A 22,059-nucleotide genomic window follows, 5' to 3' on the forward strand; every position below is an offset into this window, starting at 1 on the left:
GCTCCGAACCCTCGTCAGCAGCGCCCGGAGCCCCGCATGTCCATTCCCCAGTCCGGCGGTGGCCCGATCGAGCGGCCCGAACAACTTGCCGAATACCTCGAAGCGGGCTGCAAGCCGCCCGAGGATTGGCGCATCGGGACCGAGCACGAGAAGTTCGGCTACACGAAGGACACGCTGCGTCCCTTGCCCTATGACGGCCAGCGGTCAATCAAGGCGGTTCTCGAGGGGCTTCGGGAGCGCTTCGGCTGGACGCCGGTGCTGGAGGGCGGCAACATCATCGGCCTCGAGAAGGACGGCGCCAACGTCAGTCTCGAACCCGGTGGCCAGCTCGAGCTGTCAGGCGCGCCGCTGGAGACCATCCACCAGACCTGCGACGAGGTGAACGAGCACCTGCGCGAGGTCCGCGAGGTCGCCGACGCGATCGGCGTGGGCTTCATCGGCCTCGGCGCCGCGCCGATCTGGCACCACGAGGACATGCCGATGATGCCCAAGGGGCGCTACCGGCTGATGACCGACTACATGGACCGGGTCGGAACGCTCGGGAAGACGATGATGTACCGCACCTGCACGGTGCAGGTGAACCTCGACTTCGCCTCGGAGGCCGACATGGTCCAAAAGCTGCGCGTGGCCTTCGCGCTGCAGCCGGTGGCGACCGCGCTCTTCGCCAATTCTCCGTTCATCGACGGCGCGCCCAACGGCCACAAGTCGTGGCGCAGCCGCGTCTGGCGCGACCTCGACCCCGACCGGACCGGGATGCTGCCCTTCGTGTTCGAGGAGGGCATGGGGTTCCAGCGGTGGGTGGACTACGCGCTCGATGTGCCGATGTATTTCGTCTACCGCGACGGCAGATACATCGACGCCCTCGGCCAGTCCTTCCGCGACTTCCTGAAGGGCAGGCTTCCCGCGCTGCCGGGCGAGGTGCCGACGCTCAGCGACTGGGCCGATCACCTGACCACGATCTTCCCCGAGGCGCGGATCAAGAAGTTCATAGAGATGCGCGGCGCCGATGGCGGGCCGTGGCGGCGGCTTTGCGCGCTGCCCGCGTTCTGGGTGGGGTTGACCTACGACCAGTCCGCGCTCGACGCCGCTTGGGACCTCGTGAAGGGCTGGGATGACGAAACGCGCGAGGAGCTTCGTGTCGCGGCCTCGGTCCACGCGCTCGACGCGCGCGTCGGCACGATCGACATGCGCACGCTCGCCCGAGACGTCGTCGCCATCGCCGAGGAAGGCCTGCGCGCGCGGGCGCGTCCCGGCGCGGGCGGCCTCATCCCGGACGAGACGCATTTCCTTGCTGCGCTGAAGGACAGCGTCGATACGGGCAAGGTGCCCGCCGACGAATTGCTGGAGCATTACCGCACCGACTGGGCGGGCGACCTCAGCCGCATCTACTCGGAATACAGCTACTGAGGGGCCTCAGGTCCGGCGCACGGACTTGTTGCGCTCGATCGCGGGCAGCACGCGCGCGCGGTAGTAATCCTCGAACTCGGACTTGCGCTGCTGGGCGACCTGTCGGCCAAGGTCGTCTTCCTCGGCCTTGATGCGCGCCTTCTTGTGCGCCTGCCTCTGCCGGCCCTCGACGGGATCGGGCCCGAAGCGGTTCTCGCCGCGTGTGCCCGGCAGGCAGAGCACCACGATGAACCATATCGAACAGAGCGCCGGCACGGCCGTGGCGGCGAGGGCCATCGTCTCGGCTGTGTCCTGCGATGCGCTGCGCGACGCCAGCGTCACGAGCCCCAAGACCGCGAGGAAGCCCAGGATCAGGGGCTTGAACATCCACCACCCCCTGCGTCCGGTGTCGTGGAGACGGCGCACCGTCACCGCGAGGTAGGGGATCCAGTAAAGGAACAGGGTCGCCACGAGGTAGACGGCCGAATAGCGCCGGAACAGCGCCTCGTAGTCCTTGATCATCGCCTGAAGCGCGGGCCCGTCTCCGGTGGCAACCTGCGGCTGGGTGAGGACCCAGAAGATCGCCGCGCCCTGCAGAAGCAGCGCCACCACGAAAGTGAAAAGCACGAACCACCAGTATTCCGCGCGCCGCGCGCGGCCCGAGAAGTCGAACATGTTCCGGTAGACCGACCCGACGGCGCCGAACATTCCCATGATGACCGCCCACCCCCTCGCCGATGGATGTTGCCGTTTCGCCGGGGATACGGGGTGAAAATGGCCGGAGAATGGCATCTTGGGGACATGGCGCGGGTCCGGCCCGCGCGGGTCAGGTCTTGCGGCCGATCCTCGGCTCGGTGCCGGCCCTGAGGCGCGCGATGTTCTCGCGGTGACGCCAGACGATCAGGGCGGCAAGAAGCGTACAGAGGACGGCCAGTTCCGGATGCCCCAGAAGCCGGGCCCATACCGGCGACAGGACCGCCGCGACCAGTGCCGCGAGCGACGAGAAGCGGCCGACGCCCGCCACGACGAGCCATGTGGCGCCTGCCGCAAGGCCGAGCGGCCACCAGAGCGCGAAGAGCGTGCCGAAGAACGTCGCCACGCCCTTGCCGCCCCGGAAGCGGAGGTAGACCGGGAAGCAGTGCCCGAAGAACGCCGCGAACGCCGCGATCTGCGCCGCGTCCTCTCCGCCCACGAGGGCCCGCGCGAGAAGGACGGCGATGCCGCCCTTGCCCGCGTCCAGGATCAGCGTCAGCGCGGCGGCCGTCTTGTTGCCCGTGCGCAGGACGTTCGTCGCGCCGATGTTGCCCGATCCGATCTTGCGCAGATCCCCCAGCCCGAAGGCCCGCGCCATCACGATCCCGAAGGGCACCGACCCCAGAAGGTAGGCCAGGAGGGCCACCAGCGAAAGCGTGGCGGCGCCGCTGTCGAATGCTGGCATCATGCCGAGGCTCCGGTCCTGTCGAAGACGCGCACGCCCCCGACCCATGTTCCCGCGACGCGCCCCTGCAGGAGCGCGCCGTCGAAGGGCGTGTTCTTGGATTTCGACCTGAGCGTGCTCCGGTCGAGGCGGAACGGCGCCTCGGGGTCGAACAGGACAAGGTCCGCCGGCGCGCCCTGCGCGAGCCGCCCGCCCGGAAGCCCGAAGCGCCGCGCCGGGTTCAGCGCGAGGGCGGCGAAAAGCTGCGGCAAGTCCAGCGCGCCCGCATGGTAGAGCCGCATCGCCGCGGGCAGCAGCGTCTCGAGGCCCACCGCGCCGCTGGCCGCGGCCTCGAAGGGAAGGCGCTTGGATTCCTCGTCCTGCGGCGTGTGCATCGAGCAGATCACGTCGATCGTGCCGTCCGCCACGGCCTCGACCATGGCGAGCCTGTCGTCCTCGGACCTGAGCGGGGGCTTGAGCTTGAAGAAGGTGCGGAAGTCGCCCACGTCGAGCTCGTTCAGGGTCAGGTGGTGGATCGACACGCCGGCGGTCACGTCGAGGCCCGCCGCCTTCGCGCGCCGCAGGGCGGGCAGCGCGGCGGCGGTCGAGAGCTGATCGGCGTGGTAGCGCACGCCCGTCATCTCCACCAGCGCGAGGTCGCGCTCAAGGCCCATGCGCTCGGCCATCGGCGGCGACGAAGGCAGCCCCTTGAGCGCGGCGAACTTGCCCGAGGTCGCGGCCGCGCCGCGGCTCAGCCCCGGATCCTGCGGGTGGCCGAGGATCAGCGCGCCGAGCCCGCGGGCATAGGTCATGCAGCGCGACAGGACGCGCGTGTCCCCGGTCACGGCGTCGCCGTCCGAGAACGCCACCGCGCCCGCATCCAGAAGGAACCCGATCTCGGTCATCTCGTGGCCCTGCCGGCCCTTCGTCAGGGCGGCCATCGGGCGCACGCGGACCGGCGTCTCCTCGAGTGCGCGCCGTGTGACGAATTCAAGCACCTCGGGCGTGTCGATCGGCGTCAGCGTGTCGGGCCGGGTGATCATCGTGGTGACGCCGCCCGCCGCCGCGGCAAGGCCCGCGGTGCGCAGGCTTTCCTTGTGGCGCTCGCCCGGCTCGCCAACCTTGACGCCCACGTCCACGATCCCCGGCGCAAGGCACAGCCCGCCGCAATCCGTGCCGCCCTGGCGCGGGCCGGTGCCGGTCTCGGCGATCAGGCCGCCTTCGATCCTGACCCAGCCCCGGGTTTCCGTTCCGGCCTCAGGGTCGATCAGAAGGGCGTTGTGCAGAAGGGCGTTCGTCATGCAGGCCTCCGTCCGCGCGCATCGTCGATGCCCGCGATGACCGCACCGGGGTCGGCCTGGTATTTCAGAAGATGCTTGTCGCCCGAAACCGTCACGACCTGCACCGCCGAGAACAGGCCGCGCACGGCGTCCACGTTCTCCAGCGCGACCGCCCGTGCGCCGGGGCCCAGAAGCCGCCGGTCCGTCAGCCACCACTCCATCCGGATCTCGTCCGAGGCGAGGTAGAAGGCTCGCACCGCGATGGCGAAAAGCCCGCCGACGGCTCCGGTCCAGACATGCGGATTGCCGAGCGCCCAGAGGATCGCCATCCCCGCCGCCATCGCGACCGCGGCGATCCAGGCGTGTTCGCGCCAATAGGTGGCGCGGTCGCCCCTGAACGTGGCGAGCCGCCGCTCGCCCGGTTTGAGCGCGGTCGCCGGCGTGAACACGGTTCGGGTCGACGTGACGTCCATCAGCCGTCCAGCAGGATGTAGAGCAGGACGAAGATCGCGATGAAGATCGCGAATTTCGCCCATTGCGGGATCCCCTTTCCCGAGCCGCCCGCGCGTTCGGGCGGGAAGCGGTCGGGCCCCGGGGCGGGATAGGGCGTGACATCGGCCCGCGGCAGGTCCGCGTCGTGATCGGGCAGCGCGAGAGAGAGCGTCGCGATCCTCGTGAGTTCCGCGCCGGGGTGGAAGACGCCGGTGAACGCGGTGTCGGGCACCAGCAGGACCGACCCGTCCAGCGCGTCGAGGCGCGCTGCCGTCGCGGTGTCGATCAGGGGCACGGGATCGAAGGCCATCGTGACGTATTGCGACAGTCGCGTCCCGTCGAGTTCCTTCAGCGGAAACAGCTCGATCCTGTCGGTGTCCAGCGTCTCGACGCCCAGCCATCGGCGCAGGTCCGGCAGCTCGGGCGCTTCGCCCTTCGCGCGCGAGAGGTGGGTGTGGCGCAGGTCGCTGTCGCCGTTCACGGCAAAGATGTGGAGGGTCTTCGCGCTCATGCCATGATCCCCCTGCGATCGGCGGCGTCCGCCCGCGCCGCGCGAAGGTTCGCGGCAAGAAGGTCCATCGCGGCCATGCGCACGGCGACGCCCATCTCCACCTGCTCCTGGATGACCGAGCGGTTGATGTCGTCGGCCAGCGTGCCGTCGATCTCCACGCCGCGGTTCATCGGGCCGGGGTGCATCACGATGGCGTCGTCCTTCGCCGCGCGCAGCTTGGCGGCGTCCAGCCCGAAGCGGTGGTAGTATTCCCGCTCGGACGGGATGAAGGCGCCGTCCATGCGCTCCTTCTGCAGCCGCAGCATCATCACCACGTCGCAATCCTTCAGGCCCTGTTCCATGTCCTCGAACACCTCCACGCCCCAGTCGGCCGCCGCCGCAGGCATCAGCGTCGGCGGGCCGATCAGCCTCAGACGGTTTTCCAACTTGCCCAGAAGGTGAATGTTCGACCGCGCCACGCGGGAATGAGCGATGTCGCCGCAGATCGCGATGGTCAGCCGGTGCAGCCGCCCCTTCTCGCGCCGGATGGTCAACGCGTCGAGAAGCGCCTGCGTGGGATGCTCGTGCCGTCCGTCGCCCGCGTTCAGGACCGCGCAGTTCACCTTCTGCGCCAGAAGGTCCACCGCGCCGGAATGGGGGTGCCGGACCACCAGGATGTCTGGGTGCATCGCGTTCAGGGTCATCGCCGTGTCGATCAGCGTCTCGCCCTTCTTCAGGCTCGAGGCCTGCATCGCCATGTTCATCACGTCCGCGCCCAGCCGCTTGCCCGCGATCTCGAAACTCGCCTGCGTGCGGGTCGAAGCCTCGAAGAACATGTTGATCTGGGTCAGCCCCTCGAGGACGCGGCCATGCACGCGGTCGCCGCGCTCGGCGTCGGCATAGCGGTCGGCGAGGTCGAGGATCGCGTGGATCTCCTCGGGGTGCAGGGGCTCGATGCCCAGAAGGTGCTGCTGCCGGAAGCTCATGGCATGATCCCGTTGTCCGCCTCGCCGCTTATAGGCGCGGGCGGCGCGTCGCGGCAAGGTCGGGAGGGCGATGACGGACCGTCCCGTCGCAAGGAGCGCCGCAGGGCCGCAAGCCCCCTTCCGCTCGCGCCCGCGCGGCCCTACCTTTGCCGGCATGGATGCAACGGAGTCGCACGACGCGCTGGCGCAACTCGCCTGGCAGGTGGAACTTGGCGCGGACGAGGCGATCCTCGACGCGCCGGTCAACCGCTTCGACCTGCCCGAGACCGCGCGGAAGGCGCCCGCACCTGCCGCGCCCGCACCTGCCGCGCCCGCGCCCGCGGTGCCCGGCCCTGCCGCCCCTGCGGTGGTGGCCCCGGCGGCGGCCGTGGTGGACGAGAAGGCCGTGGCGGACGCCGCGACGGCGCTCGCCCGCGACACCGCCGCCGCCGCCGGCAGCCTGCAGGACCTGCAGGCTTCCCTTGCCGCGTTCGAGGGATGCGAGCTGCGCCACGGCGCGCGCAATCTCGTGTTCTCCGACGGCGACGCGCGCGCGCGGGTCATGGTCGTGGGCGAGGCGCCCGGCCGCGACGAGGACCTGCAGGGCAAACCCTTCGTGGGTCGCGCGGGGCAGCTTCTGGACGCGATGTTCGCCGCCATCGGCCTTTCGCGCCACGCCGAGACGCCCGAGGCCGCGCTTTACATCACCAACATGCTGCCGTGGCGTCCGCCGCAGAACCGCGATCCGACCCCCGAGGAGATCGCCATCCTTCTGCCCTTCGTGCGTCGCCATGTCGAGCTTGCCGATCCCGAGGTTCTCGTGCTGATGGGCAACTGGGCCTGCCAGGGCCTTCTGGGCCGGCGCGGCATCATGCGCATGCGCGGCACATGGGATGAGGCGGTGGGCCGCCCCGCGCTGCCGATGTTCCATCCCGCGTTCCTGCTGCGCCAGCCCGCCGAGAAGGCGCGCGCGTGGGAGGACCTCCTGTCGCTGAAGGCCCGCCTGAGGGGAACCGCATGAGCCGCATCGACGAAAGCCGCCCGTTCAAGCCTGTCCGCATCGCGATCCTGGCGGTTTCCGACACGCGCGGGCTGTCCGAGGACAAGTCCGGCGCCGTCCTCGTCGAGCGCCTGACCGAGGCGGGGCACATCCTCGCCGCGCGCCACATCCTGCCCGACGAGCGCGCACAGATCGCCGATCAGCTGCGCGCCTGGGTGGCAGATCCGGGCATCGACGTGATCCTGACGACCGGCGGCACCGGACTGACGGGCCGCGACGTGACGGTCGAGGCGCACCGCGATGTCTACGAAAAGGAGATCGAGGCCTTCGCCACGGTCTTCACCATGGTGTCGATGCAGAAGATCGGCACCTCGGCGGTGCAGTCGCGCGCCACGGGCGGCGTGGCCAACGGCACCTACCTCTTCGCGCTGCCGGGATCTTCGGGGGCGTGCCGGGACGCGTGGGACGAGATCCTGAAATGGCAGCTCGACTATCGGCACCGGCCCTGCAACTTCGTCGAGATACTGCCCCGGCTGGACGAGCACCTGCGCCGGAAATGACGCTTTCGTGCGCCTGACGCGGCCACGCCTCAACCGGACGGCGGCGGCGTCTGCGACCGCCTCGGGCCCGTGCTGCCGACGACGCTCACGACCGTGCCGGGCGTCGGGATGGTGGTCGTGCTTCCGGTGTTGGGTCAGGACGCTGCCCCGCAGGCCGCTCGTGGCCCTCTCCGCGCTCAGCCGGACTGCCTGAGCGCTCAGCCCCTGCAGCCGTCCAGTTCCACGACCATGCGCGAGCCGATCACCGTGATGCGAAGGTCGCCACGGTTCAGCGCGAAGGGCCCGTGGTCAGACGGCACGACATCGGCCACGGCGGTCATCGTCCCGCCATCGCGCCGGCTCGCGGCCTCGGACACCCAGATCTGCGGGTCGCGATGCTCCAGCACCAGCGTTTCGTCGCTGCCGGTCGGCGGCACGTCCGCCGTCACCGTCACGCGCAATCCGTCCGAGATGGGCTCGACCGAACAGCGCGCGTCCCCCGCCCCGGCCTCGGTCGCGGTGAGCGGCCGGTTCGACAGGGCGCGGCCGATGGCCCGGTCCCGCTCGCGATCCGGCAGAAGTTCACCCTCGATGTCGAGGCTGATCGGAAGGCAGATGTCGAGGCAGACCCCCATGTCGAGCCTGCCCTCCAGACGGTGCGCGCCGCCGTCCGACAGGGCGAACTCGACCGGCAGAACGACGTCGTCGCGGTATCCGATCGACCTGAGTCCGTTGGTGAAGAAGATTTCGGGCGCGGGCCAGTGGATCGCCATGCCCTCGATCCCCTCAGCCGAGCGCAGGCGCAGGACCGTGGGAACGCCGCCGTCGCCCGGCGCGCGCCAGTAGGTCTTCCACCCGGGCGCGAGCGTGATGCGGATGCCGGCCATGTGCCGCCCGTCCTCCATCCGCCAGCCCTCGATGAGCGACACCTGCACGACCTCGTCCACGCTTCGGCCCGCGAACTCGGCCGACGCCGGCGCGGGCGGAAAGCAGGCAGCGGCCGCGACGAGCGACGCGAAACCGAGTGTGTGCAGGGCCCTGAGCATGGATCGGGGGTAGACAGTCGCAGATGAAATGAAAAGTCACGTTTTGGGGAACCCGTGCGCCATCACGGGCGGGTTGATTGAAATCCGCAACAGCCCCATGCTCGGGCGATGCAGACGCCGTCCGCCCCCGAAGAGCTGACTGGAAAGCTCCTGATCGCCATGCCCGGCATGGGCGACCCGCGCTTCGCGGGCGCCGTGGTGTTCCTGTGCGCCCATTCGCCCGAAGGCGCGATGGGCCTCATCGTCAACAAGCGCATGGACGAGGTGACGTTCTCGGAGTTGCTGGAGCAGCTCGAGATCGCAAGCCCCGGCGCCGTGCGCGACGTGCCGGTCTGCTACGGCGGGCCGGTGGAGATGCGGCGGGGCTTCGTCCTGCACTCGTCGGACTATGCGGCGCACGGCGATGACGGGCTGGTGGTCGACCCGCGTTTTTCCATGACGGCGACGCTCGACGTCCTCGAGGACATCGCGAACGCGCGCGGGCCGCGACAGGCGTTGCTCGCGCTCGGCTATGCCGGCTGGGGGCCGGGCCAGGTCGAGGCCGAGATCGCGCAGAACGGCTGGCTGACCGCCGAGGCGTCGCCCGAACTCGTCTTTGCCGCGTCGATGGAAGGCAAGTGGGAGGCGGCGCTCAAGTCGCTCGGCATTCACCCCCTGATGCTCTCGTCCGAAGCGGGCCACGCCTGAGGCCGTTCAGGCCTCGGGAACGGCGGCGCGGCGCAGCCGGTCGTTGATCGCGCGCCCGAGCCCGGTGTCGGGAACCTTGGCGACGCGGATCGCTTGCGCCTGCGTCCGGCGCGCCATCGCGTCCGCCTCGTGCAGGACCGAGAACAGCCGCGCGGCCGCCTCCACGAGGTCGCCGGACGGGGACAGCGACAGGTCCGCATCGCCGGGGCCGAACCCGATCGTGACCTCGCCGGGCTGCGGCGTTCCGCCAAGGACGAGGCGTACGCCGGGGGCGTAGTGCCGTTCCATCTGGCCCGGCGCCTCGATCCGGCCCGGCGTCAGGTCCGCCGTCAGGGGGCCGGCCACTGCCTCCACCGCCTCGCGGGGGATGCCGCCTTCGCGCAGCAGGCGCACGCCGGCTTCGCCGGGTGCGAGGATGGTCGATTCGACGCCGACGGGGCAGGGGCCCGCGTCCAGCACCGCGTCCACCGCCGCCCCGAGGCCCTCGAGGACATGCGCCGCCTCGGTCGCGCTGATCCGTCCCGAGGGGTTCGCCGACGGCGCGGCGACGGGGCGCCCCAACTTCTCCAGAACCGCGCGCATGACCGGATGGGCCGGCACCCGCACTGCGACGGTCGCAAGTCCCGCCGTGACCAGCGGCGAAAGCCCGGCATCGGGCCGGAGCGGCAGCGCCAGCGTCAGGGGCCCCGGCCAGAAGGCGTCGGCCAGCGTCCGGGCGGCGCCGGTCATGACGGCGATGCGCCCCACGGCCTCGACGTCGGGCACATGCACGATCAGCGGATTGAAGCTGGGCCGTCCCTTCGCCTCGAAGATCCGGGCCACCGCGCGACCGTTCGCGGCGTCGGCGGCGAGGCCGTAGACCGTCTCGGTCGGGACGGCCACGAGCCCGCCCGCCGCGAGGATCGACGCGGCGCGCGCGATGCCTTGCGCGTCGGGGGAAAGAAGCTCTGGACTTGACGCGGACATCCGTGACGTAACGTTGAGGTTGATCCGGACCCGCGCGCGACCCTAGCTCTCGCGGGCGACAGGAGGACTGGCGCGGGCCAGGGCGGGCGTAGCGCGATTTCGACGCGCCTGCAAACCCGGACCGCCCAGAGACGAGGGAGTTTGCCATGCCATACCGCGCGCCGGTTTCCGAGATAATGTTCTGCCTCGAGAAGATCGTGGGCTTCGACAGGGTCGCCGCGACCGACCGTTTCGCCGAGGCCACGCCCGAGACCGTGGCCGCGATGCTGACCGAGGCCGGCCGCATCTGCGAGGACGTGCTGGCCCCGCTGAACCGCGCGGGCGACCTGCACCCCGCCCGGCTGGAGAACGGCGTCGTGCGGACCCCGCCCGGCTATGCCGAGGGCTGGAGGGCGATCTCCGAGGCGGGATTCGTGGCCCTTGCGGCCGACCCCGCGCATGGCGGTCTGGGAATGCCGATGGCGGTGACGAGCGCGGTCAACGAGATGATCGCCTCGGCCTGCCTCGCGCTGCAGCTTGCGCCGCTGATGAGCCAGGGCCAGATCGAGGCGCTGGAGCATCACGCGAGCGACGGCTTGAAGGCCGTGTACCTGCCGAAGCTGGTTTCCGGCGAATGGAACGCCACGATGAACCTGACCGAGCCGCAGGCGGGCTCGGATGTCGGCGCGCTGCGGACGCGGGCCGAGCCGCGGGGCGACGGCACCTACGCGATCACCGGGCAGAAGATCTACATCTCGTGGGGCGACAACGACTTCACCGAGAACACGGTGCACCTCGTGCTCGCCCGCCTGCCGGACGCGCCGCAGGGAACGCGGGGCATCAGCCTTTTCCTCGTGCCGAAGCGCCTGCCCGACGAGAACGGCGAGGCGGGCGTGGCGAACGGCCTCCGGGTCGTGTCGCTGGAGCACAAGCTGGGCCTGCACGGCAGCCCGACCTGCGTGATGGACTACGACGGCGCCACGGGCTGGCTGGTGGGCCCGGAGGGCGGCGGCATGGCCGCGATGTTCACCATGATGAACAACGCCCGCCTCGGCGTCGGCGTCCACGCGCTCGCCGTGGGCGAAGCCGCCTTCCAGCATGCGCTGGCCCATGCGGCCGACCGCGTGCAGGGCCGCCCGATGGTGGCCGGGGGGACCGGCACGATCCTCGACCACGCCGACGTGCGCCGGATGCTGACGGGCACGAAAGCCGAGGTCTTCGCCGCCCGCGCCATGGCGCTCGACCTCGCGGTGTCGATCGACATGGCGAAGGCCACGGACGACGCCGCATGGAAGGCGCGCGCGGCCTTCCTGACGCCCATCGTCAAGAACTACGGCAGCGAGACCGGCATGGCCGCCGCCGACACCGGCATCCAGGTGCATGGCGGAATGGGCTTCGTGGAAGAAACGGGCGCTGCGCAATACGCCCGCGACGTGCGCGTGACGGCCATCTACGAAGGCACCAACGGCATCCAGGGGATGGACCTCGTTGGGCGCAAGCTGTCGGACGGCGGTGCCGCGGCTTTCGCGCTGCTCGACGAGGTGGCCGAGACGGCGGAGCGGGCGGGGAGCGACGCGCTCGCCGCCGCGGCCTCGGCGCTGCGCGGGGCGACCGAGCGGATGCTGGCGCTGGAGCCGAACGACCGGTTCGCGGGCTCGGTGCCCTTCACCCGCGCCTTTGCGCTGACGCTGGGCGGGCACTACCACCTGCGCGCCGCCCTGGCCGAGCCCGACAGCCCGCGCACACGCCTCGCGCAGAGCTTCCTCGCCCGGCAGATGGCCGCCGTTCCGGGGCTGCTGGCGGAGGCCGTGCAGGGGGCAGGCGACCTCTATGCGCTGTCGCCCGACGATCTCGCGGCGTGATCGTCTACCCGCACGAGACCCACCCCGAGCCGGGGGCGGCGGTCGAGGTCGCCCCCGACATCCTGTGGCTGCGCCTGCCGCTGCCGATGGCGCTTGATCACGTCAACGTCTACGCGCTGCGCGATGCCGACGGCTGGACCCTGATCGACACCGGCCTGAACGCGCGCCGCTGCCGCACGGCGTGGGAGGCGGCGACGGCCGGCGCGCTTGCGGGGGCGCCCGTCGTGCGCGTTCTCGTCACGCATCACCATCCCGATCACGTCGGCCTCGCGGGCTGGTTCCAGGACCGCGGCGCGGAACTTCTGATGACGCGCACCGCGTGGCTGTTCGCGCGGATGCTGACCCTCGACGCTCAGGACCGTGCGACGCCGGAACAGGTCGCGTTCTGGCAGGGCGCAGGCATGGCGCCCGACATCCTCGAGAAACGGAGGGAGGAGCGTCCCTTCAATTTTGCCGACATGGTCGCGCCGATGCCTCTGGGCTTCACCCGGATCGACGAGGGGCAACGCCTGCGCCTCGGAGGGCGCGACTGGATCGTCCGCCTCGGCCACGGCCATGCGCCGGACCACGCGACGCTCTGGTGCGAGGACGGCGACCTCGTGATCGGGGGCGACCAGCTTCTGCCCTCGATCTCGCCGAACCTCGGCGTCTACGCGACAGAACCGATGGCCGACCCGGTCGCGGACTGGATCGGCGCCTGCCTGAAGCTCCGGCCCCACGCGACCGAGGCCCAGCTGGTCCTGCCGGGCCACAAGCTGCCGTTCACCGGGCTGCCCGACAGGCTGCGGCAGATGATCGAGAACCACGAAAGCGCGCTCGACAGGCTGCGGGCACATCTGGCGGAGGCCCCGCGCACGGCTGCGGAATGCTTCGCCCCGCTGTTCCGGCGGAGGATCGACGAGGGCACCTACGGCCTCGCGCTGGTCGAGGCTGTGGCGCACCTGAACCACCTGCTGCACCTTGGCGAGGTCACGCGTGAACGGCGCGCGGACGGCGCTTGGCTGTGGTCGCCGGCGGTGTCCTCCCCCTGACACCGCGCCGCACCCGGAAGGTCGCCGCGGGGCTGACAGGCATGGCCAAATCGGCTATCGCAAGGGCGAAACGCCAGCACAGCCCGAGGGAACGACCATGGCCGAAAACGACTACAAGCCCGGTGAGATGGACATCAGCGAGCAGGAAAAGACGTTCGCGGGTTTCATCCGCTGGGCGATCAACATCGCGATCGTGTGCATCGTGATCGTCCTCTTCCTGGCCATCTTCGCGAGATGACCTCCCGGCCGGCGCGCGCGCTGACGCCGCGGGCCCTGGGCCGTGTCGTGGTGCTGGGCATGGTGCTCGGGCTTGCCGCCTGCGGCAGCGCGGAATCGGTCTGGGCCCCGGACGAGGTCGTGGCCCAGTCGCGCTACATCCCCGAAGGTCCGTCGCGCGTCACGCTGATCACCGTCATCTCCAACCGGGACGGGTCGGGCGGTCATTCGGCGCTCCTGATCGACGGCCCCGAGAGGGTGCTGTTCGACCCGGCCGGAAGCTGGCGCCACCCCCTCGCCCCCGAGCGCAACGACGTCCTCTACGGGATGACGCCGCAGCTCTATGATTTCTACATCGACTACCACGCGCGCGAGACCTACCACGTCGTCGAGCAGGAACTGGACGTGACGCCGCTTCAGGCCGCGACGCTGATCGAGGCGGTCGAGGCCTACGGCCCGGTGCCCCGCGCCCAGTGCTCGGTGTCGATCTCGTCCATCCTCGCGTCGGCTGACGGGTTCGAGCCCGTTTCGCGCAACTGGTTCCCGACGCGCACCATGGCCGCGTTCGGCGAGATCCCCGGCGTGCGCGCGTCGACCACCTACGACGACGACTCGGACGACAACTACGAGATGCTCAACGCGCAGGCCGCCGCGCAGGCGCGGATGGAGCGCGTGCGCGCGCAGCTGGAGTGATCCCGCGGGTCCCCTGCCGGGGCGCCTGAAACGAAAAACCCCCGAGGCTCGGCCGCGGGGGTGTTCCGTTCACCTTGCGGGAGATCCCGCAACAGGCTCGCTTGTCGAAAAGGGGCTTCAGAGAAGACCTTCGCGCTGCGCCTTCTTGCGCGCCAGCTTGCGGGCACGGCGAATGGCCTCGGCCTTCTCGCGCGCTTTCTTCTCCGAGGGTTTCTCGTAATGCTGCTTGAGCTTCATCTCACGAAAAACGCCTTCCCGCTGAAGTTTCTTCTTCAGCGCGCGGAGCGCCTGATCGACATTGTTGTCGCGAACACTGACCTGCATGTGGTTGTCACCACCTTTCTAGGTTGAAGTTGCGTAGCATTGCAGGAGGTGGCCCTATAGCAAAGGGCCCCTACGTTGTCCAGACAACCGCACCACAGCCGCAAGGAGCCGTGACATGACCCAGACCGCGACGGAAACCGGGATCGCGGACGCCGACCGCATCCTCGACGCCGCCCTGATGCACGTCCCCTTCGACGGCTGGTCCGAGGCGGCGTTTCGCGCCGCGGCGGCGGATGCCGACGTGGAGCTTTCGGCGGCGAGGGCGCTCTTTCCGCGCGGCGCCGTCGACCTCGCCATGGCCTTCCACCGCCGCGGCGACCGCGAGATGGCCGAGACGCTCCGCGCAGAGGACCTGTCGGGAATGCGCTTCCGGGCCAAGGTCGCCCACGCGGTGCGCCTGCGCCTCGACCTCGCCGAGCCGCACAAGGAGGCGGTGCGCCGCGGCACGACCCTCTTTGCGCTTCCGATGCACGCGCCCGACGGCGCGAGGGCCCTGTGGGAGACGGCGGACGCGATCTGGACCGCGCTCGGCGACACGTCCGACGACCTGAACTGGTACACCAAGCGCGCGACGCTTTCGGGCGTCTACTCGGCGACCGTTCTCTACTGGCTGGGCGACCAGTCGGCGGGGCACGCGGCGACGTGGTCCTTCCTCGACCGGCGCATCGACGACGTCATGCGCTTCGAGACCCTGAAGAAGCAGGTCCGCGAGAATCGCTTCCTCAAGCCGTTCATGGCCGGCCCAGACTGGATCGCGAAGCGCGTGCGCGCGCCCTCGGGCACCGCGCCGGCCGACCTTCCCGGACGCTGGCGGTCCTGACGCCGGGCCGGGTGCGACTGCGGCCGGGGCGCCGGGCACGGGTCCGCGCCCCTTGCCCCGCGGCGCACGAACGGCCATCCCTTGTGCCTGACGGCAAGGATACGGAGACAAGGCGATGACCGGCACGATGCGCGCGATCGAGATCACCGAACCCGGCGGCCCCGAGGTGCTGAAGCCCGCAACCCGCCCCGTTCCCGAGCCGATGGCCGGGCAGATCCTCATCGCCATCGATCATGCCGGCGTGAACCGCCCCGACGCGCTGCAACGTGCAGGCAACTACGCGCCGCCGCCCGGCGCCTCGGACCTGCCGGGGCTGGAGGCTTCGGGCACCGTGGCGCGGGTTGGCCCCGGCGTCACCCGCTGGAAGGAAGGCGACGCGGTCTGCGCGCTTCTGCCTGGCGGCGGCTACGCGGACTACGCCGTCACGCATCAGGATCATGCGCTTCCCGTGCCAGCCGGCCTGGGAATGCGCGAGGCGGCTGCGCTTTGCGAAACCTTCTTTACCGTCTGGTCCAACGTCTTCATGCGCGGCAAGCTGAAGGCCGGCGAGCGTTTTCTCGTCCATGGCGGATCGTCGGGCATCGGCACGACCGCGATCCAGCTTGCCCGGCACTTCGGCGCACGGGTCTTCGCCTCCGCGGGCTCCGACGACAAGTGCCGCGCCTGCGCCGAACTGGGCGCGGAGCGCGCGATGAACTACCGAGAGGAGGATTTCGTCGAGATCCTGCGCGCAGAGGGCGGCGCGGACCTGATCCTCGACATGGTCGGCGGCGACTATCTTCCGCGCAACGTGAAGGCGCTCGCCGATGACGGGCGGCTGGTGCAGATCGCCTTCCTGCAGGGGCCCAAGGTCGAGCTGAACTTCGCGCAGGTCATGGTCCGGCGGCTGACGATCACCGGTTCGACGCTTCGCCCGCAGTCGGACGCGGCCAAGGCCGACATCGCCGCAGAGCTCGCCGAACACGTCTGGCCCCTGCTCGAGGCCGGCCGGATCGCGCCCGTGATGGACCGGGTCTTCGCGCTGGAGGAGGCCGCGGCCGCGCACGCCCGGATGGAAAGCTCGGCCCATATCGGCAAGATCGTGCTGCGCGTGTCCTGAGGTGCGCCCGCCGGCCCTTCGCGGACATGCCCGCCCCTTGCCCGACTGTCACAAGGACGTCACGCAAGCGCCTTAGCTCCCGCAGTGTGGGACCGATGCGCCGACTCGCGCGGCATCGGTCCACGCCAGCAATATCAAGCCAGGGAGCTCCGACATGAAAGATGTCGACACCACGAAGATGTCCGCCGACGACTGGGACGAACTGAATTTCCCCCGTCCCGAAGTGCAGGAATTCGACCGCGTGGTCGAACGCGCGATCTCGCGCCGCGGCTTCCTCGGTGGCGTTCTCGCCTTCGGATCGGGCGCGGCCGTCATGGGCACGTCGTTCCTGAAGGGCACCACCGCCGTCGCGCAGCAGATGTCGCGCTTCGCCTTCGAGCAGCTCGCCCCGCAGACCGACGGCACAGTCCACGTCCCCGAGGGCTACAGCTGGAACGTCCTCGTGCGCTGGGGCGACCCGCTCTTTTCCGACGCCGAGGGCGCCTTCGATCCGCAGAACGCCGTCTCCGTCGAGATGTCGGACCGCGTCTTCGGCGAGAACACCGACGGCATGGAGCTGTTCAACGTCGACGGCCACGAGGTCCTCGTCGTCAACAGCGAATACACCAACCGCGACATCAACCTGCCGCACACCGATGGCGGCACGCCCGGCTCGCTCGATGACGTGCGCATCCTGCAGAATTTCCAGGGCGTCTCGGTCATGGAGATCGCCGAAGGCGAGGCCGGCTGGTCCGTCGTGGTCGACAGCCCCTTCAACCGCCGCATCACGCATCTGACGGACATGACCTTCGACGGCCCCGCCGCCGGTCACGACCTTCTCAAGACGGACGCGGACCCGACGGGCATGGCCTCGATGGGGACGTTCAACAACTGCGGTTCGGGCCGGACGCCGTGGGGCACCTACCTGACCTGCGAAGAGAACTTCAACGGCTACTTCGGCGCGACCGGCGACATGCCGTCGGACGAGGTCGTCGCGGCCGGCTACCGGCGCTATGGCATCGGCGCCGACGGCTGGGGCTACGACTATCACAAGTGGGACGCGCGCTTCGACGTGACGATGAACCCCAACGAGCCGCACCGCGCCGGCTGGATCGTCGAGATCGATCCGGCGAACCCGGAGGCCACCCCGGTCAAGCACACCGCGCTCGGCCGCTTCAAGCACGAGAACGCGGCCTATGCGCTGGCGCCCGACGGCCGCGTGGTCGTCTACATGGGCGACGACGAGCGGGGCGAGTTCATGTATCGCTGGGTCAGCCGCGACGTCTACGTTCCGGGTGGCGACACCTCCACGCTGCTCAGCGAGGGCACGCTGTCGGTCGCCGTCTTCGAGGACGACATGACCGGCCGCTGGGTCGCGCTGACCCCCGAGGCGACCGGCATGGACGCGGCGTCGATCGCCGTCTTCACGCGGACCGCCGGATCGGCCGTGGGTGCCACGACGATGGACCGCCCCGAGTGGATCGCCGTCAACCCGACCGCCACCGAGGCCTATTGCTGCCTGACCAACAACTCGCGCCGCGGCGTGACGACGGATGACGGCAGCGTGCGCAGCAACGCAGGTGGCGACCCGATGACGGTAAACGCGGTCAACCCGCGCGAGGCCAACGAGTTCGGCCAGATCGTGCGCTGGCGGCCCGAGGGTGGCGACCATGCCGCGGACGGCTTCTCGTGGGATCTCTACGTCATGGCGGGCAACCCCGAGGTCCATGCGGACGGCCCCTATGCGGGGACCGCGAACATCAACGCGGGCAACCTGTTCAATTCGCCCGACGGGATGCAGATCGATACTTCGGGCCTGATCTGGATCCAGACCGACGGCGACGACTCGAACGAGGGCGAGTTTGCCGGCATGGGCAACAACCAGATGCTCGCGGGCGACCCCGCGACGGGCGAGATCCGCCGCTTCCTGACAGGGCCCAAGGGCTCGGAGGTGACGGGCCTCACCTGGTCGTCGGACCGCCGCACCATGTTCGTCGGCATCCAGCATCCCGACGCGCCGTTCCCCGACGGCGAGGGCGCGCTGCCGCGCTCGGCAATCGTCGCGGTGAAGCGGGACGACAACGCCCTCGTCGGCTGAGCGGTTGTTCGTAGCGAGTACGGGGGCGGCGTTCCGGCGCCGCCCCCCTTTTCGTTCACTTGGTCCTTGACGCGGGGGGGCCGCGTCGCTACCTGCCATTCACGTCCTATGCGCCCTGCCGCGTGAGCAGGCCCCGGCGTCGTGCCGGCATCATGCGCAAGGACGACAGATTTCCCGACATCACGCGAGGGGAGAACGGCCGCCGCAGGCGCGCGCCCTCCTTTGGTGCGCCCCGGCCCGGCCCCCGCCTGTCCCGCCGATTTCCGGCGGGGCCTTTGCATGGCCGCCGAAAATGGTGGCCGAAAGGACAAGATGACTGATTTTCAAAGCCTTGGCGTTCCTGCCGACATGGTCGACCGCCTTGCTTCCGCGGGTCTGAAGACCCCGACCCCGATCCAGGAGCGCGCGATCCCCGCGGCGCTGGGCGGACGTGACGTTCTCGGCCTCGCACAGACCGGCACCGGCAAGACGGTGGCTTTCGGCGTGCCGCTGATGCTGGCGCTGGCCGACCGGCAGGGGCGACCGGCCCACAAGGCCCCGCGCGGCCTGATCCTCGCACCGACGCGGGAGCTGGCGAAACAGATCGCCACGGCCCTCGACCCTCTCAAGGGCACGGGCAAGCTGTCGGTGGTTCTGGTGGTCGGCGGCGCATCGCTGAACGCGCAGGCGGGACGCCTCGCGCGTGGAGCGGACCTCGTGGTCGCCACGCCCGGCCGCCTGATGGATCTGATGGAGCGGCGCGCGATCGACCTCGCGCAGGTCCGCCAGCTGGTGCTGGACGAGGCCGACCAGATGCTCGACCTCGGCTTCATCCACGCGCTGCGCAAGATCGCCACGGTGCTGCCGAAGGACCGGCGCACGATGCTGTTCTCGGCCACCATGCCCAAGACGATGGAACAGCTCGCCGCAAGCTTCCTGCGCGATCCCCTGCGCATCGAGGTGACGCCGCCCGGACGCGCGGTCGACAAGATCGTGCAGTCGGTGCACTTCGTGACCAAGGACGAGAAGACCGGACGCCTCATCGGCCTGCTCGACGGCCACCGCCAGGAGCGGGCCATCGTCTTCGGACGCACCAAGCACGGCTCGGAGAAGCTGGCCAAGAAGCTGGAGGCCGAGGGGTTCGCCGTCGCCTCGATCCACGGCAACAAGAGCCAGGGCCAGCGCGACCGCGCGATCAGCGCCTTCCGCGAAGGCAAGGTGCGGGTTCTCGTGGCGACGGACGTCGCGGCGCGGGGCATCGACATCCCCGACGTGAAGCACGTCTACAACTACGATCTGCCGAACGTCCCCGAGATCTACGTCCACCGGATCGGGCGCACGGCGCGCGCGGGCGCGGACGGGGCGGCCATCGCCTTCTGCACGCCCGAGGAAATGGGCGAGCTGCGCGACATCCAGAAGGTCACGGGCCTGTCGATCCCCGTGGGTCACGGCACCCCGTGGGAGCGTCATGACGCGCCCCGCAAGGCCGGTGGACGCGGTGGCGCGGCCAAGCCCGCACACCCCCCGCGCCGCCGCCGTTCGCAGCGCCGCTCGAAGGCCGCCTGACGCGATGATGACATCACATCCATGCGCATTGGCATGGATTTGATGCAATAACGGGGAATTCCCCGCCGCTTTTGCATGGAATAGGCCGGGAGCAGGTCACACGCGCTCCCAAGGAGGCCCGACATGCAAGCGCCCACCCTTCCCATGTTCCGCCTCGCGGGGCTTTTCTATCTCGTGATCATCGTCTTCGGCATCTCGTCGGAGGTGCTGTTGCGCGGTCCCATCCTTGCGGCCGGCGACGCGGAGGCGGTGGCCGCCTCGATCGCCGCCGCCCCCGGCCCCTTGCGCCTGTCCATCGTGGCCGATGCCGTCATGGCGATGTGCGACGCGGCCCTCGCCGTCCTTCTGTTCCTGATCCTGCGGCCGCTCGGCGCGGGCCTTGCGCTGGCCGCGATGGTCTTTCGCCTGATGCAGGGCGCGGTGATCGCGGCGAGCCTGATGTTCCTTCTGGCCGCCCTCCGGCCCGATTTCGCGCCGGCAGCCCGCGCCCTGATCGAGATGCACGGGGTGGGCTACGACCTTGGCCTCGCCTTCTTCGGCGTGAACTCGGTGCTGACGGGGATGCTGCTGTGCCGGCTTGGCGGGGCCGCGCGGGTGATCGCGGCCGGCATCGCGATGTCGGGCCTCGTCTACCTCACGGGAAGCGCGCTGCGCCTTGCGGATCCTGCGCTCGCGGCCGCCTTCGCGCCGGCCTACGCGCTGCCGGTTCTTGCGGAAAGCGCGTTCTGTCTGTGGCTTCTGTTCGCGGGGGCGGGCGCGCGGCGGCTGCTGGCACCGGTCCCGAGCGCCTAGCGGCCGGGAAACATCGCCCAACCCGCGGCATAGCGGGTGGCGCCGGTCACGGCGCAGGCCGCTGCGAAGACCAGCGCGATGACGGGAAACGCCTGCGGGAACAGGCAGAAGGCGGCGAAGACGGCGATCGTCTCGGCGCCTTCGGTCAATCCGCCGAGATAGTGGATCCCCTTGGAGGGATAGGCCGTGGCCGCGATCCCGCGCCGCTCGGCGATGATGGCGAAGGCGAGGAACGAGGTTCCCGTCAGCACGAAACTCGCGATCAGGACCGCGCCGGGCAGCGCATTCGCCGCGGGGTCGGCGAGAACGAAGCCCAGCGGAAACGCCGCGTAGAACACGAAGTCGAGCGCGATGTCGAGGAACGCGCCCCGGTCCGTGGGCTGGGTCAGCCGGGCCACCGCGCCGTCCAGCCCGTCCGCCAGCCGGTTCAGCACCAGACCCGCAAGGGCGAGCCAGTAAAGCCCCAGCGCGGCCGCCCCGGCCGCGAGAAGGCCGACGCCGAGCCCTGCGAGCGTCACATGGTCGGCGCGGACGCCAATCTGTGCCAGAAGCTCGGCCGGCGGCTGCATCAGCCGTCGCTGCAGCGGGAGGATGGCGGCGTCGATCATCGGTTCGGGATCAGTCCTCGATTTCGCGCAGCAGATCTAGCACGCCCCCGAGATCGGGCAGTTCACGAAACCGAGGCTGCCCCTCGGGCGCGGCGGCATGTTCGATCTCCCACGTCAGGCCGTGCGGCACGAAGACGCCCCATGCCCCCGCCTCGATCGCGGGGATCACGTCCGAGCGCATCGAATTGCCGACCATCATCGCGCGGGCAGGTCCGTCGCCGTGCGCCGCGAAGGCCCGCGCATAGACGCCCGGCGTCTTGTCCGAGACGATCTCGACCGCGTCGAACACCTCGCCGAGGCCCGATTGGGCCAGCTTCCGCTCCTGGTCCAGCAGGTCCCCCTTGGTGATCAGCACCAGCGTATGGCTTTCGGCAAGCCTGCGCACGGTCTCCTCGGCCTGCGGCAGAAGCTCGATGGGGTGGGCCAGCATCTCCTGGCCCGCCAGGAGGATCTCGGAGATGACGCTGGCCGGCACGCGCCCTTCCGTCACCTCGATGGCCGTCTCGATCATCGAGAGCATGAAGCCCTTGATGCCGAAACCGTAATGCCCGAGATTGCGCCGCTCGGCCTCGAGGAGGCGCGTCGCGAGGTGACCCGCGTCCGTGTAGGACGACAGCAGGCTGGCGAACCGGTCCTGTGTCATGCGGTAGAAGGTCTCGTTCTGCCACAGCGTGTCGTCGGCGTCGAAACCGATGGTCGTGACCTGGGTTGTCATCCGGGGCGCCGCCCTCTTTTCTGAATCGCT

24 protein-coding genes are annotated in these 22,059 nt (G+C 70.1%); 13 read left to right on the forward strand and 11 right to left on the reverse strand.

Annotated elements, in window-relative coordinates; genetic code table 11:
* Positions 1 to 36: 36 nt before the first annotated feature.
* On the forward strand, positions 37 to 1,407 hold the full coding sequence (locus tag P6F26_RS15480; protein ID WP_278029601.1) for a glutamate--cysteine ligase: 1,371 nt from the start codon (positions 37 to 39) through the stop codon (positions 1,405 to 1,407).
* 6 nt (positions 1,408 to 1,413) lie between these two features.
* On the opposite strand, the gene P6F26_RS15485 is transcribed toward P6F26_RS15480, so the two are convergent.
* From P6F26_RS15485 to P6F26_RS15510, 6 genes are all read right to left on the reverse strand, one after another.
* Entirely contained in the window at positions 1,414 to 2,100 is a 687-nt protein-coding gene (locus P6F26_RS15485) for a DUF805 domain-containing protein (protein WP_278029602.1), read from the reverse strand.
* A gap of 112 nt (positions 2,101 to 2,212) precedes the next feature.
* Entirely contained in the window at positions 2,213 to 2,824 is a 612-nt protein-coding gene (gene plsY, locus P6F26_RS15490) for a glycerol-3-phosphate 1-O-acyltransferase PlsY (RefSeq protein WP_278029631.1), read from the reverse strand.
* Positions 2,824 to 4,104 (reverse strand): dihydroorotase, encoded by a 1,281-nt coding sequence (pyrC, locus tag P6F26_RS15495; RefSeq protein ID WP_278029603.1) that lies wholly within the window; start codon positions 4,102 to 4,104, stop codon positions 2,824 to 2,826. Before pyrC ends, plsY begins: the two co-directional genes overlap by 1 nt.
* Positions 4,101 to 4,556 carry a hypothetical protein gene (locus P6F26_RS15500; RefSeq protein ID WP_278029604.1) on the reverse strand — a complete coding sequence of 152 codons (456 nt, stop codon included), beginning with the start codon at positions 4,554 to 4,556 and terminating at the stop codon, positions 4,101 to 4,103. Before P6F26_RS15500 ends, pyrC begins: the two co-directional genes overlap by 4 nt.
* Positions 4,556 to 5,086 (reverse strand): hypothetical protein, encoded by a 531-nt coding sequence (locus tag P6F26_RS15505; RefSeq protein ID WP_278029605.1) that lies wholly within the window; start codon positions 5,084 to 5,086, stop codon positions 4,556 to 4,558. Before P6F26_RS15505 ends, P6F26_RS15500 begins: the two co-directional genes overlap by 1 nt.
* Positions 5,083 to 6,051: an aspartate carbamoyltransferase catalytic subunit gene (locus P6F26_RS15510; protein WP_278029606.1), complete on the reverse strand. Its 969-nt coding sequence runs from the start codon at positions 6,049 to 6,051 to the stop codon at positions 5,083 to 5,085. Before P6F26_RS15510 ends, P6F26_RS15505 begins: the two co-directional genes overlap by 4 nt.
* A gap of 154 nt (positions 6,052 to 6,205) precedes the next feature.
* Here P6F26_RS15510 and P6F26_RS15515 point away from each other — a divergent pair, with 154 nt between their 5' ends.
* Positions 6,206 to 7,051 carry a uracil-DNA glycosylase gene (locus P6F26_RS15515; RefSeq protein WP_278029607.1) on the forward strand — a complete coding sequence of 282 codons (846 nt, stop codon included), beginning with the start codon at positions 6,206 to 6,208 and terminating at the stop codon, positions 7,049 to 7,051.
* Positions 7,048 to 7,590, forward strand: coding sequence for a molybdenum cofactor biosynthesis protein B (moaB, locus tag P6F26_RS15520; protein WP_278029608.1), 543 nt, complete (start codon positions 7,048 to 7,050; stop codon positions 7,588 to 7,590). The genes P6F26_RS15515 and moaB overlap by 4 nt, the downstream gene beginning before the upstream one ends.
* A 197-nt stretch (positions 7,591 to 7,787) precedes the next feature.
* Here moaB and P6F26_RS15525 read toward each other — a convergent pair whose 3' ends face one another.
* Positions 7,788 to 8,615 (reverse strand): protein-disulfide reductase DsbD domain-containing protein, encoded by an 828-nt coding sequence (locus P6F26_RS15525; protein WP_278029609.1) that lies wholly within the window; start codon positions 8,613 to 8,615, stop codon positions 7,788 to 7,790.
* A gap of 108 nt (positions 8,616 to 8,723) precedes the next feature.
* On the opposite strand from P6F26_RS15525, the gene P6F26_RS15530 reads away from it, so the two are divergent.
* Positions 8,724 to 9,302, forward strand: coding sequence for a YqgE/AlgH family protein (locus P6F26_RS15530; RefSeq protein WP_278029610.1), 579 nt, complete (start codon positions 8,724 to 8,726; stop codon positions 9,300 to 9,302).
* Between the two features lie 6 nt (positions 9,303 to 9,308).
* On the opposite strand, the gene P6F26_RS15535 is transcribed toward P6F26_RS15530, so the two are convergent.
* Entirely contained in the window at positions 9,309 to 10,268 is a 960-nt protein-coding gene (locus tag P6F26_RS15535) for an L-threonylcarbamoyladenylate synthase (protein WP_278029611.1), read from the reverse strand.
* A gap of 146 nt (positions 10,269 to 10,414) precedes the next feature.
* Here P6F26_RS15535 and P6F26_RS15540 point away from each other — a divergent pair, with 146 nt between their 5' ends.
* The 4 genes from P6F26_RS15540 to P6F26_RS15555 all read left to right on the forward strand — a co-directional run bounded on the left by P6F26_RS15540 (position 10,415) and on the right by P6F26_RS15555 (position 14,049).
* Positions 10,415 to 12,109 (forward strand): acyl-CoA dehydrogenase family protein, encoded by a 1,695-nt coding sequence (locus P6F26_RS15540; protein ID WP_278029612.1) that lies wholly within the window; start codon positions 10,415 to 10,417, stop codon positions 12,107 to 12,109.
* Positions 12,106 to 13,140, forward strand: coding sequence for an MBL fold metallo-hydrolase (locus P6F26_RS15545; RefSeq protein ID WP_278029613.1), 1,035 nt, complete (start codon positions 12,106 to 12,108; stop codon positions 13,138 to 13,140). The genes P6F26_RS15540 and P6F26_RS15545 overlap by 4 nt, the downstream gene beginning before the upstream one ends.
* Before the next feature lie 97 nt (positions 13,141 to 13,237).
* Positions 13,238 to 13,378 (forward strand): aa3-type cytochrome c oxidase subunit IV, encoded by a 141-nt coding sequence (locus P6F26_RS15550; protein ID WP_278029614.1) that lies wholly within the window; start codon positions 13,238 to 13,240, stop codon positions 13,376 to 13,378.
* Positions 13,375 to 14,049 carry a hypothetical protein gene (locus tag P6F26_RS15555; RefSeq protein ID WP_278029615.1) on the forward strand — a complete coding sequence of 225 codons (675 nt, stop codon included), beginning with the start codon at positions 13,375 to 13,377 and terminating at the stop codon, positions 14,047 to 14,049. Before P6F26_RS15550 ends, P6F26_RS15555 begins: the two co-directional genes overlap by 4 nt.
* 117 nt (positions 14,050 to 14,166) lie before the next feature.
* Here P6F26_RS15555 and rpsU read toward each other — a convergent pair whose 3' ends face one another.
* Positions 14,167 to 14,373 carry a 30S ribosomal protein S21 gene (gene rpsU / locus P6F26_RS15560; protein WP_025310998.1) on the reverse strand — a complete coding sequence of 69 codons (207 nt, stop codon included), beginning with the start codon at positions 14,371 to 14,373 and terminating at the stop codon, positions 14,167 to 14,169.
* 115 nt (positions 14,374 to 14,488) lie between these two features.
* On the opposite strand from rpsU, the gene P6F26_RS15565 reads away from it, so the two are divergent.
* The 5 genes from P6F26_RS15565 (at position 14,489) to P6F26_RS15585 (ending at position 20,706) form a co-directional block, all read left to right on the forward strand.
* Positions 14,489 to 15,193 carry a COQ9 family protein gene (locus P6F26_RS15565; RefSeq protein WP_278029616.1) on the forward strand — a complete coding sequence of 235 codons (705 nt, stop codon included), beginning with the start codon at positions 14,489 to 14,491 and terminating at the stop codon, positions 15,191 to 15,193.
* 115 nt (positions 15,194 to 15,308) lie between these two features.
* The gene (locus P6F26_RS15570; protein WP_278029617.1) at positions 15,309 to 16,292 is read left to right on the forward strand and encodes an NAD(P)H-quinone oxidoreductase; all 984 of its coding nucleotides are present in this window, start codon (positions 15,309 to 15,311) and stop codon (positions 16,290 to 16,292) included.
* Positions 16,293 to 16,446: 154 nt separating this feature from the next.
* Complete coding sequence (locus P6F26_RS15575) at positions 16,447 to 18,369, forward strand: PhoX family protein (RefSeq protein ID WP_278029618.1); 1,923 nt, start codon at positions 16,447 to 16,449, stop codon at positions 18,367 to 18,369.
* A gap of 312 nt (positions 18,370 to 18,681) precedes the next feature.
* The gene (locus tag P6F26_RS15580) at positions 18,682 to 19,914 is read left to right on the forward strand and encodes a DEAD/DEAH box helicase (RefSeq protein WP_278029619.1); all 1,233 of its coding nucleotides are present in this window, start codon (positions 18,682 to 18,684) and stop codon (positions 19,912 to 19,914) included.
* A gap of 123 nt (positions 19,915 to 20,037) precedes the next feature.
* Positions 20,038 to 20,706 carry a DUF4386 domain-containing protein gene (locus P6F26_RS15585; RefSeq protein ID WP_278029620.1) on the forward strand — a complete coding sequence of 223 codons (669 nt, stop codon included), beginning with the start codon at positions 20,038 to 20,040 and terminating at the stop codon, positions 20,704 to 20,706.
* Here the strand turns inward: P6F26_RS15585 and P6F26_RS15590 are convergent.
* Both P6F26_RS15590 and P6F26_RS15595 read right to left on the reverse strand, forming a co-directional pair.
* Positions 20,703 to 21,314: a CDP-alcohol phosphatidyltransferase family protein gene (locus tag P6F26_RS15590; RefSeq protein ID WP_278029621.1), complete on the reverse strand. Its 612-nt coding sequence runs from the start codon at positions 21,312 to 21,314 to the stop codon at positions 20,703 to 20,705. The genes P6F26_RS15585 and P6F26_RS15590 overlap by 4 nt on opposite strands.
* A gap of 10 nt (positions 21,315 to 21,324) precedes the next feature.
* Entirely contained in the window at positions 21,325 to 22,029 is a 705-nt protein-coding gene (locus tag P6F26_RS15595) for an HAD family hydrolase (protein ID WP_278029622.1), read from the reverse strand.
* Between the last annotated feature and the right edge of the window lie 30 nt (positions 22,030 to 22,059).

The sequence above is a fragment of the Roseicyclus salinarum genome, from assembly GCF_029624655.1.
Classification (GTDB): domain Bacteria; phylum Pseudomonadota; class Alphaproteobacteria; order Rhodobacterales; family Rhodobacteraceae; genus Roseibacterium; species Roseibacterium salinarum.

Bases quoted from the DNA above. Each gene is read 5' to 3' on its own strand.
- P6F26_RS15555 (WP_278029615.1), top strand. From the start codon at position 13,375: ATGACCTCCCGGCCGGCGCGCGCGCTGACGCCGCGGGCCCTGGGCCGT.
- P6F26_RS15485 (WP_278029602.1), bottom strand. From the start codon at position 2,100: ATGGGAATGTTCGGCGCCGTCGGGTCGGTCTACCGGAACATGTTCGAC.
- P6F26_RS15500 (WP_278029604.1), bottom strand. From the start codon at position 4,556: ATGGACGTCACGTCGACCCGAACCGTGTTCACGCCGGCGACCGCGCTC.
- P6F26_RS15590 (WP_278029621.1), bottom strand. From the start codon at position 21,314: ATGATCGACGCCGCCATCCTCCCGCTGCAGCGACGGCTGATGCAGCCG.
- P6F26_RS15585 (WP_278029620.1), top strand. From the start codon at position 20,038: ATGCAAGCGCCCACCCTTCCCATGTTCCGCCTCGCGGGGCTTTTCTAT.
- pyrC (WP_278029603.1), bottom strand. From the start codon at position 4,104: ATGACGAACGCCCTTCTGCACAACGCCCTTCTGATCGACCCTGAGGCC.
- P6F26_RS15575 (WP_278029618.1), top strand. From the start codon at position 16,447: ATGAAAGATGTCGACACCACGAAGATGTCCGCCGACGACTGGGACGAA.
- P6F26_RS15595 (WP_278029622.1), bottom strand. From the start codon at position 22,029: ATGACAACCCAGGTCACGACCATCGGTTTCGACGCCGACGACACGCTG.
- P6F26_RS15550 (WP_278029614.1), top strand. From the start codon at position 13,238: ATGGCCGAAAACGACTACAAGCCCGGTGAGATGGACATCAGCGAGCAG.
- P6F26_RS15535 (WP_278029611.1), bottom strand. From the start codon at position 10,268: ATGTCCGCGTCAAGTCCAGAGCTTCTTTCCCCCGACGCGCAAGGCATC.
- P6F26_RS15565 (WP_278029616.1), top strand. From the start codon at position 14,489: ATGACCCAGACCGCGACGGAAACCGGGATCGCGGACGCCGACCGCATC.
- P6F26_RS15510 (WP_278029606.1), bottom strand. From the start codon at position 6,051: ATGAGCTTCCGGCAGCAGCACCTTCTGGGCATCGAGCCCCTGCACCCC.
- P6F26_RS15525 (WP_278029609.1), bottom strand. From the start codon at position 8,615: ATGCTCAGGGCCCTGCACACACTCGGTTTCGCGTCGCTCGTCGCGGCC.
- rpsU (WP_025310998.1), bottom strand. From the start codon at position 14,373: ATGCAGGTCAGTGTTCGCGACAACAATGTCGATCAGGCGCTCCGCGCG.
- P6F26_RS15570 (WP_278029617.1), top strand. From the start codon at position 15,309: ATGACCGGCACGATGCGCGCGATCGAGATCACCGAACCCGGCGGCCCC.
- P6F26_RS15540 (WP_278029612.1), top strand. From the start codon at position 10,415: ATGCCATACCGCGCGCCGGTTTCCGAGATAATGTTCTGCCTCGAGAAG.
- moaB (WP_278029608.1), top strand. From the start codon at position 7,048: ATGAGCCGCATCGACGAAAGCCGCCCGTTCAAGCCTGTCCGCATCGCG.
- P6F26_RS15480 (WP_278029601.1), top strand. From the start codon at position 37: ATGTCCATTCCCCAGTCCGGCGGTGGCCCGATCGAGCGGCCCGAACAA.
- plsY (WP_278029631.1), bottom strand. From the start codon at position 2,824: ATGCCAGCATTCGACAGCGGCGCCGCCACGCTTTCGCTGGTGGCCCTC.
- P6F26_RS15580 (WP_278029619.1), top strand. From the start codon at position 18,682: ATGACTGATTTTCAAAGCCTTGGCGTTCCTGCCGACATGGTCGACCGC.
- P6F26_RS15515 (WP_278029607.1), top strand. From the start codon at position 6,206: ATGGATGCAACGGAGTCGCACGACGCGCTGGCGCAACTCGCCTGGCAG.
- P6F26_RS15505 (WP_278029605.1), bottom strand. From the start codon at position 5,086: ATGAGCGCGAAGACCCTCCACATCTTTGCCGTGAACGGCGACAGCGAC.
- P6F26_RS15530 (WP_278029610.1), top strand. From the start codon at position 8,724: ATGCAGACGCCGTCCGCCCCCGAAGAGCTGACTGGAAAGCTCCTGATC.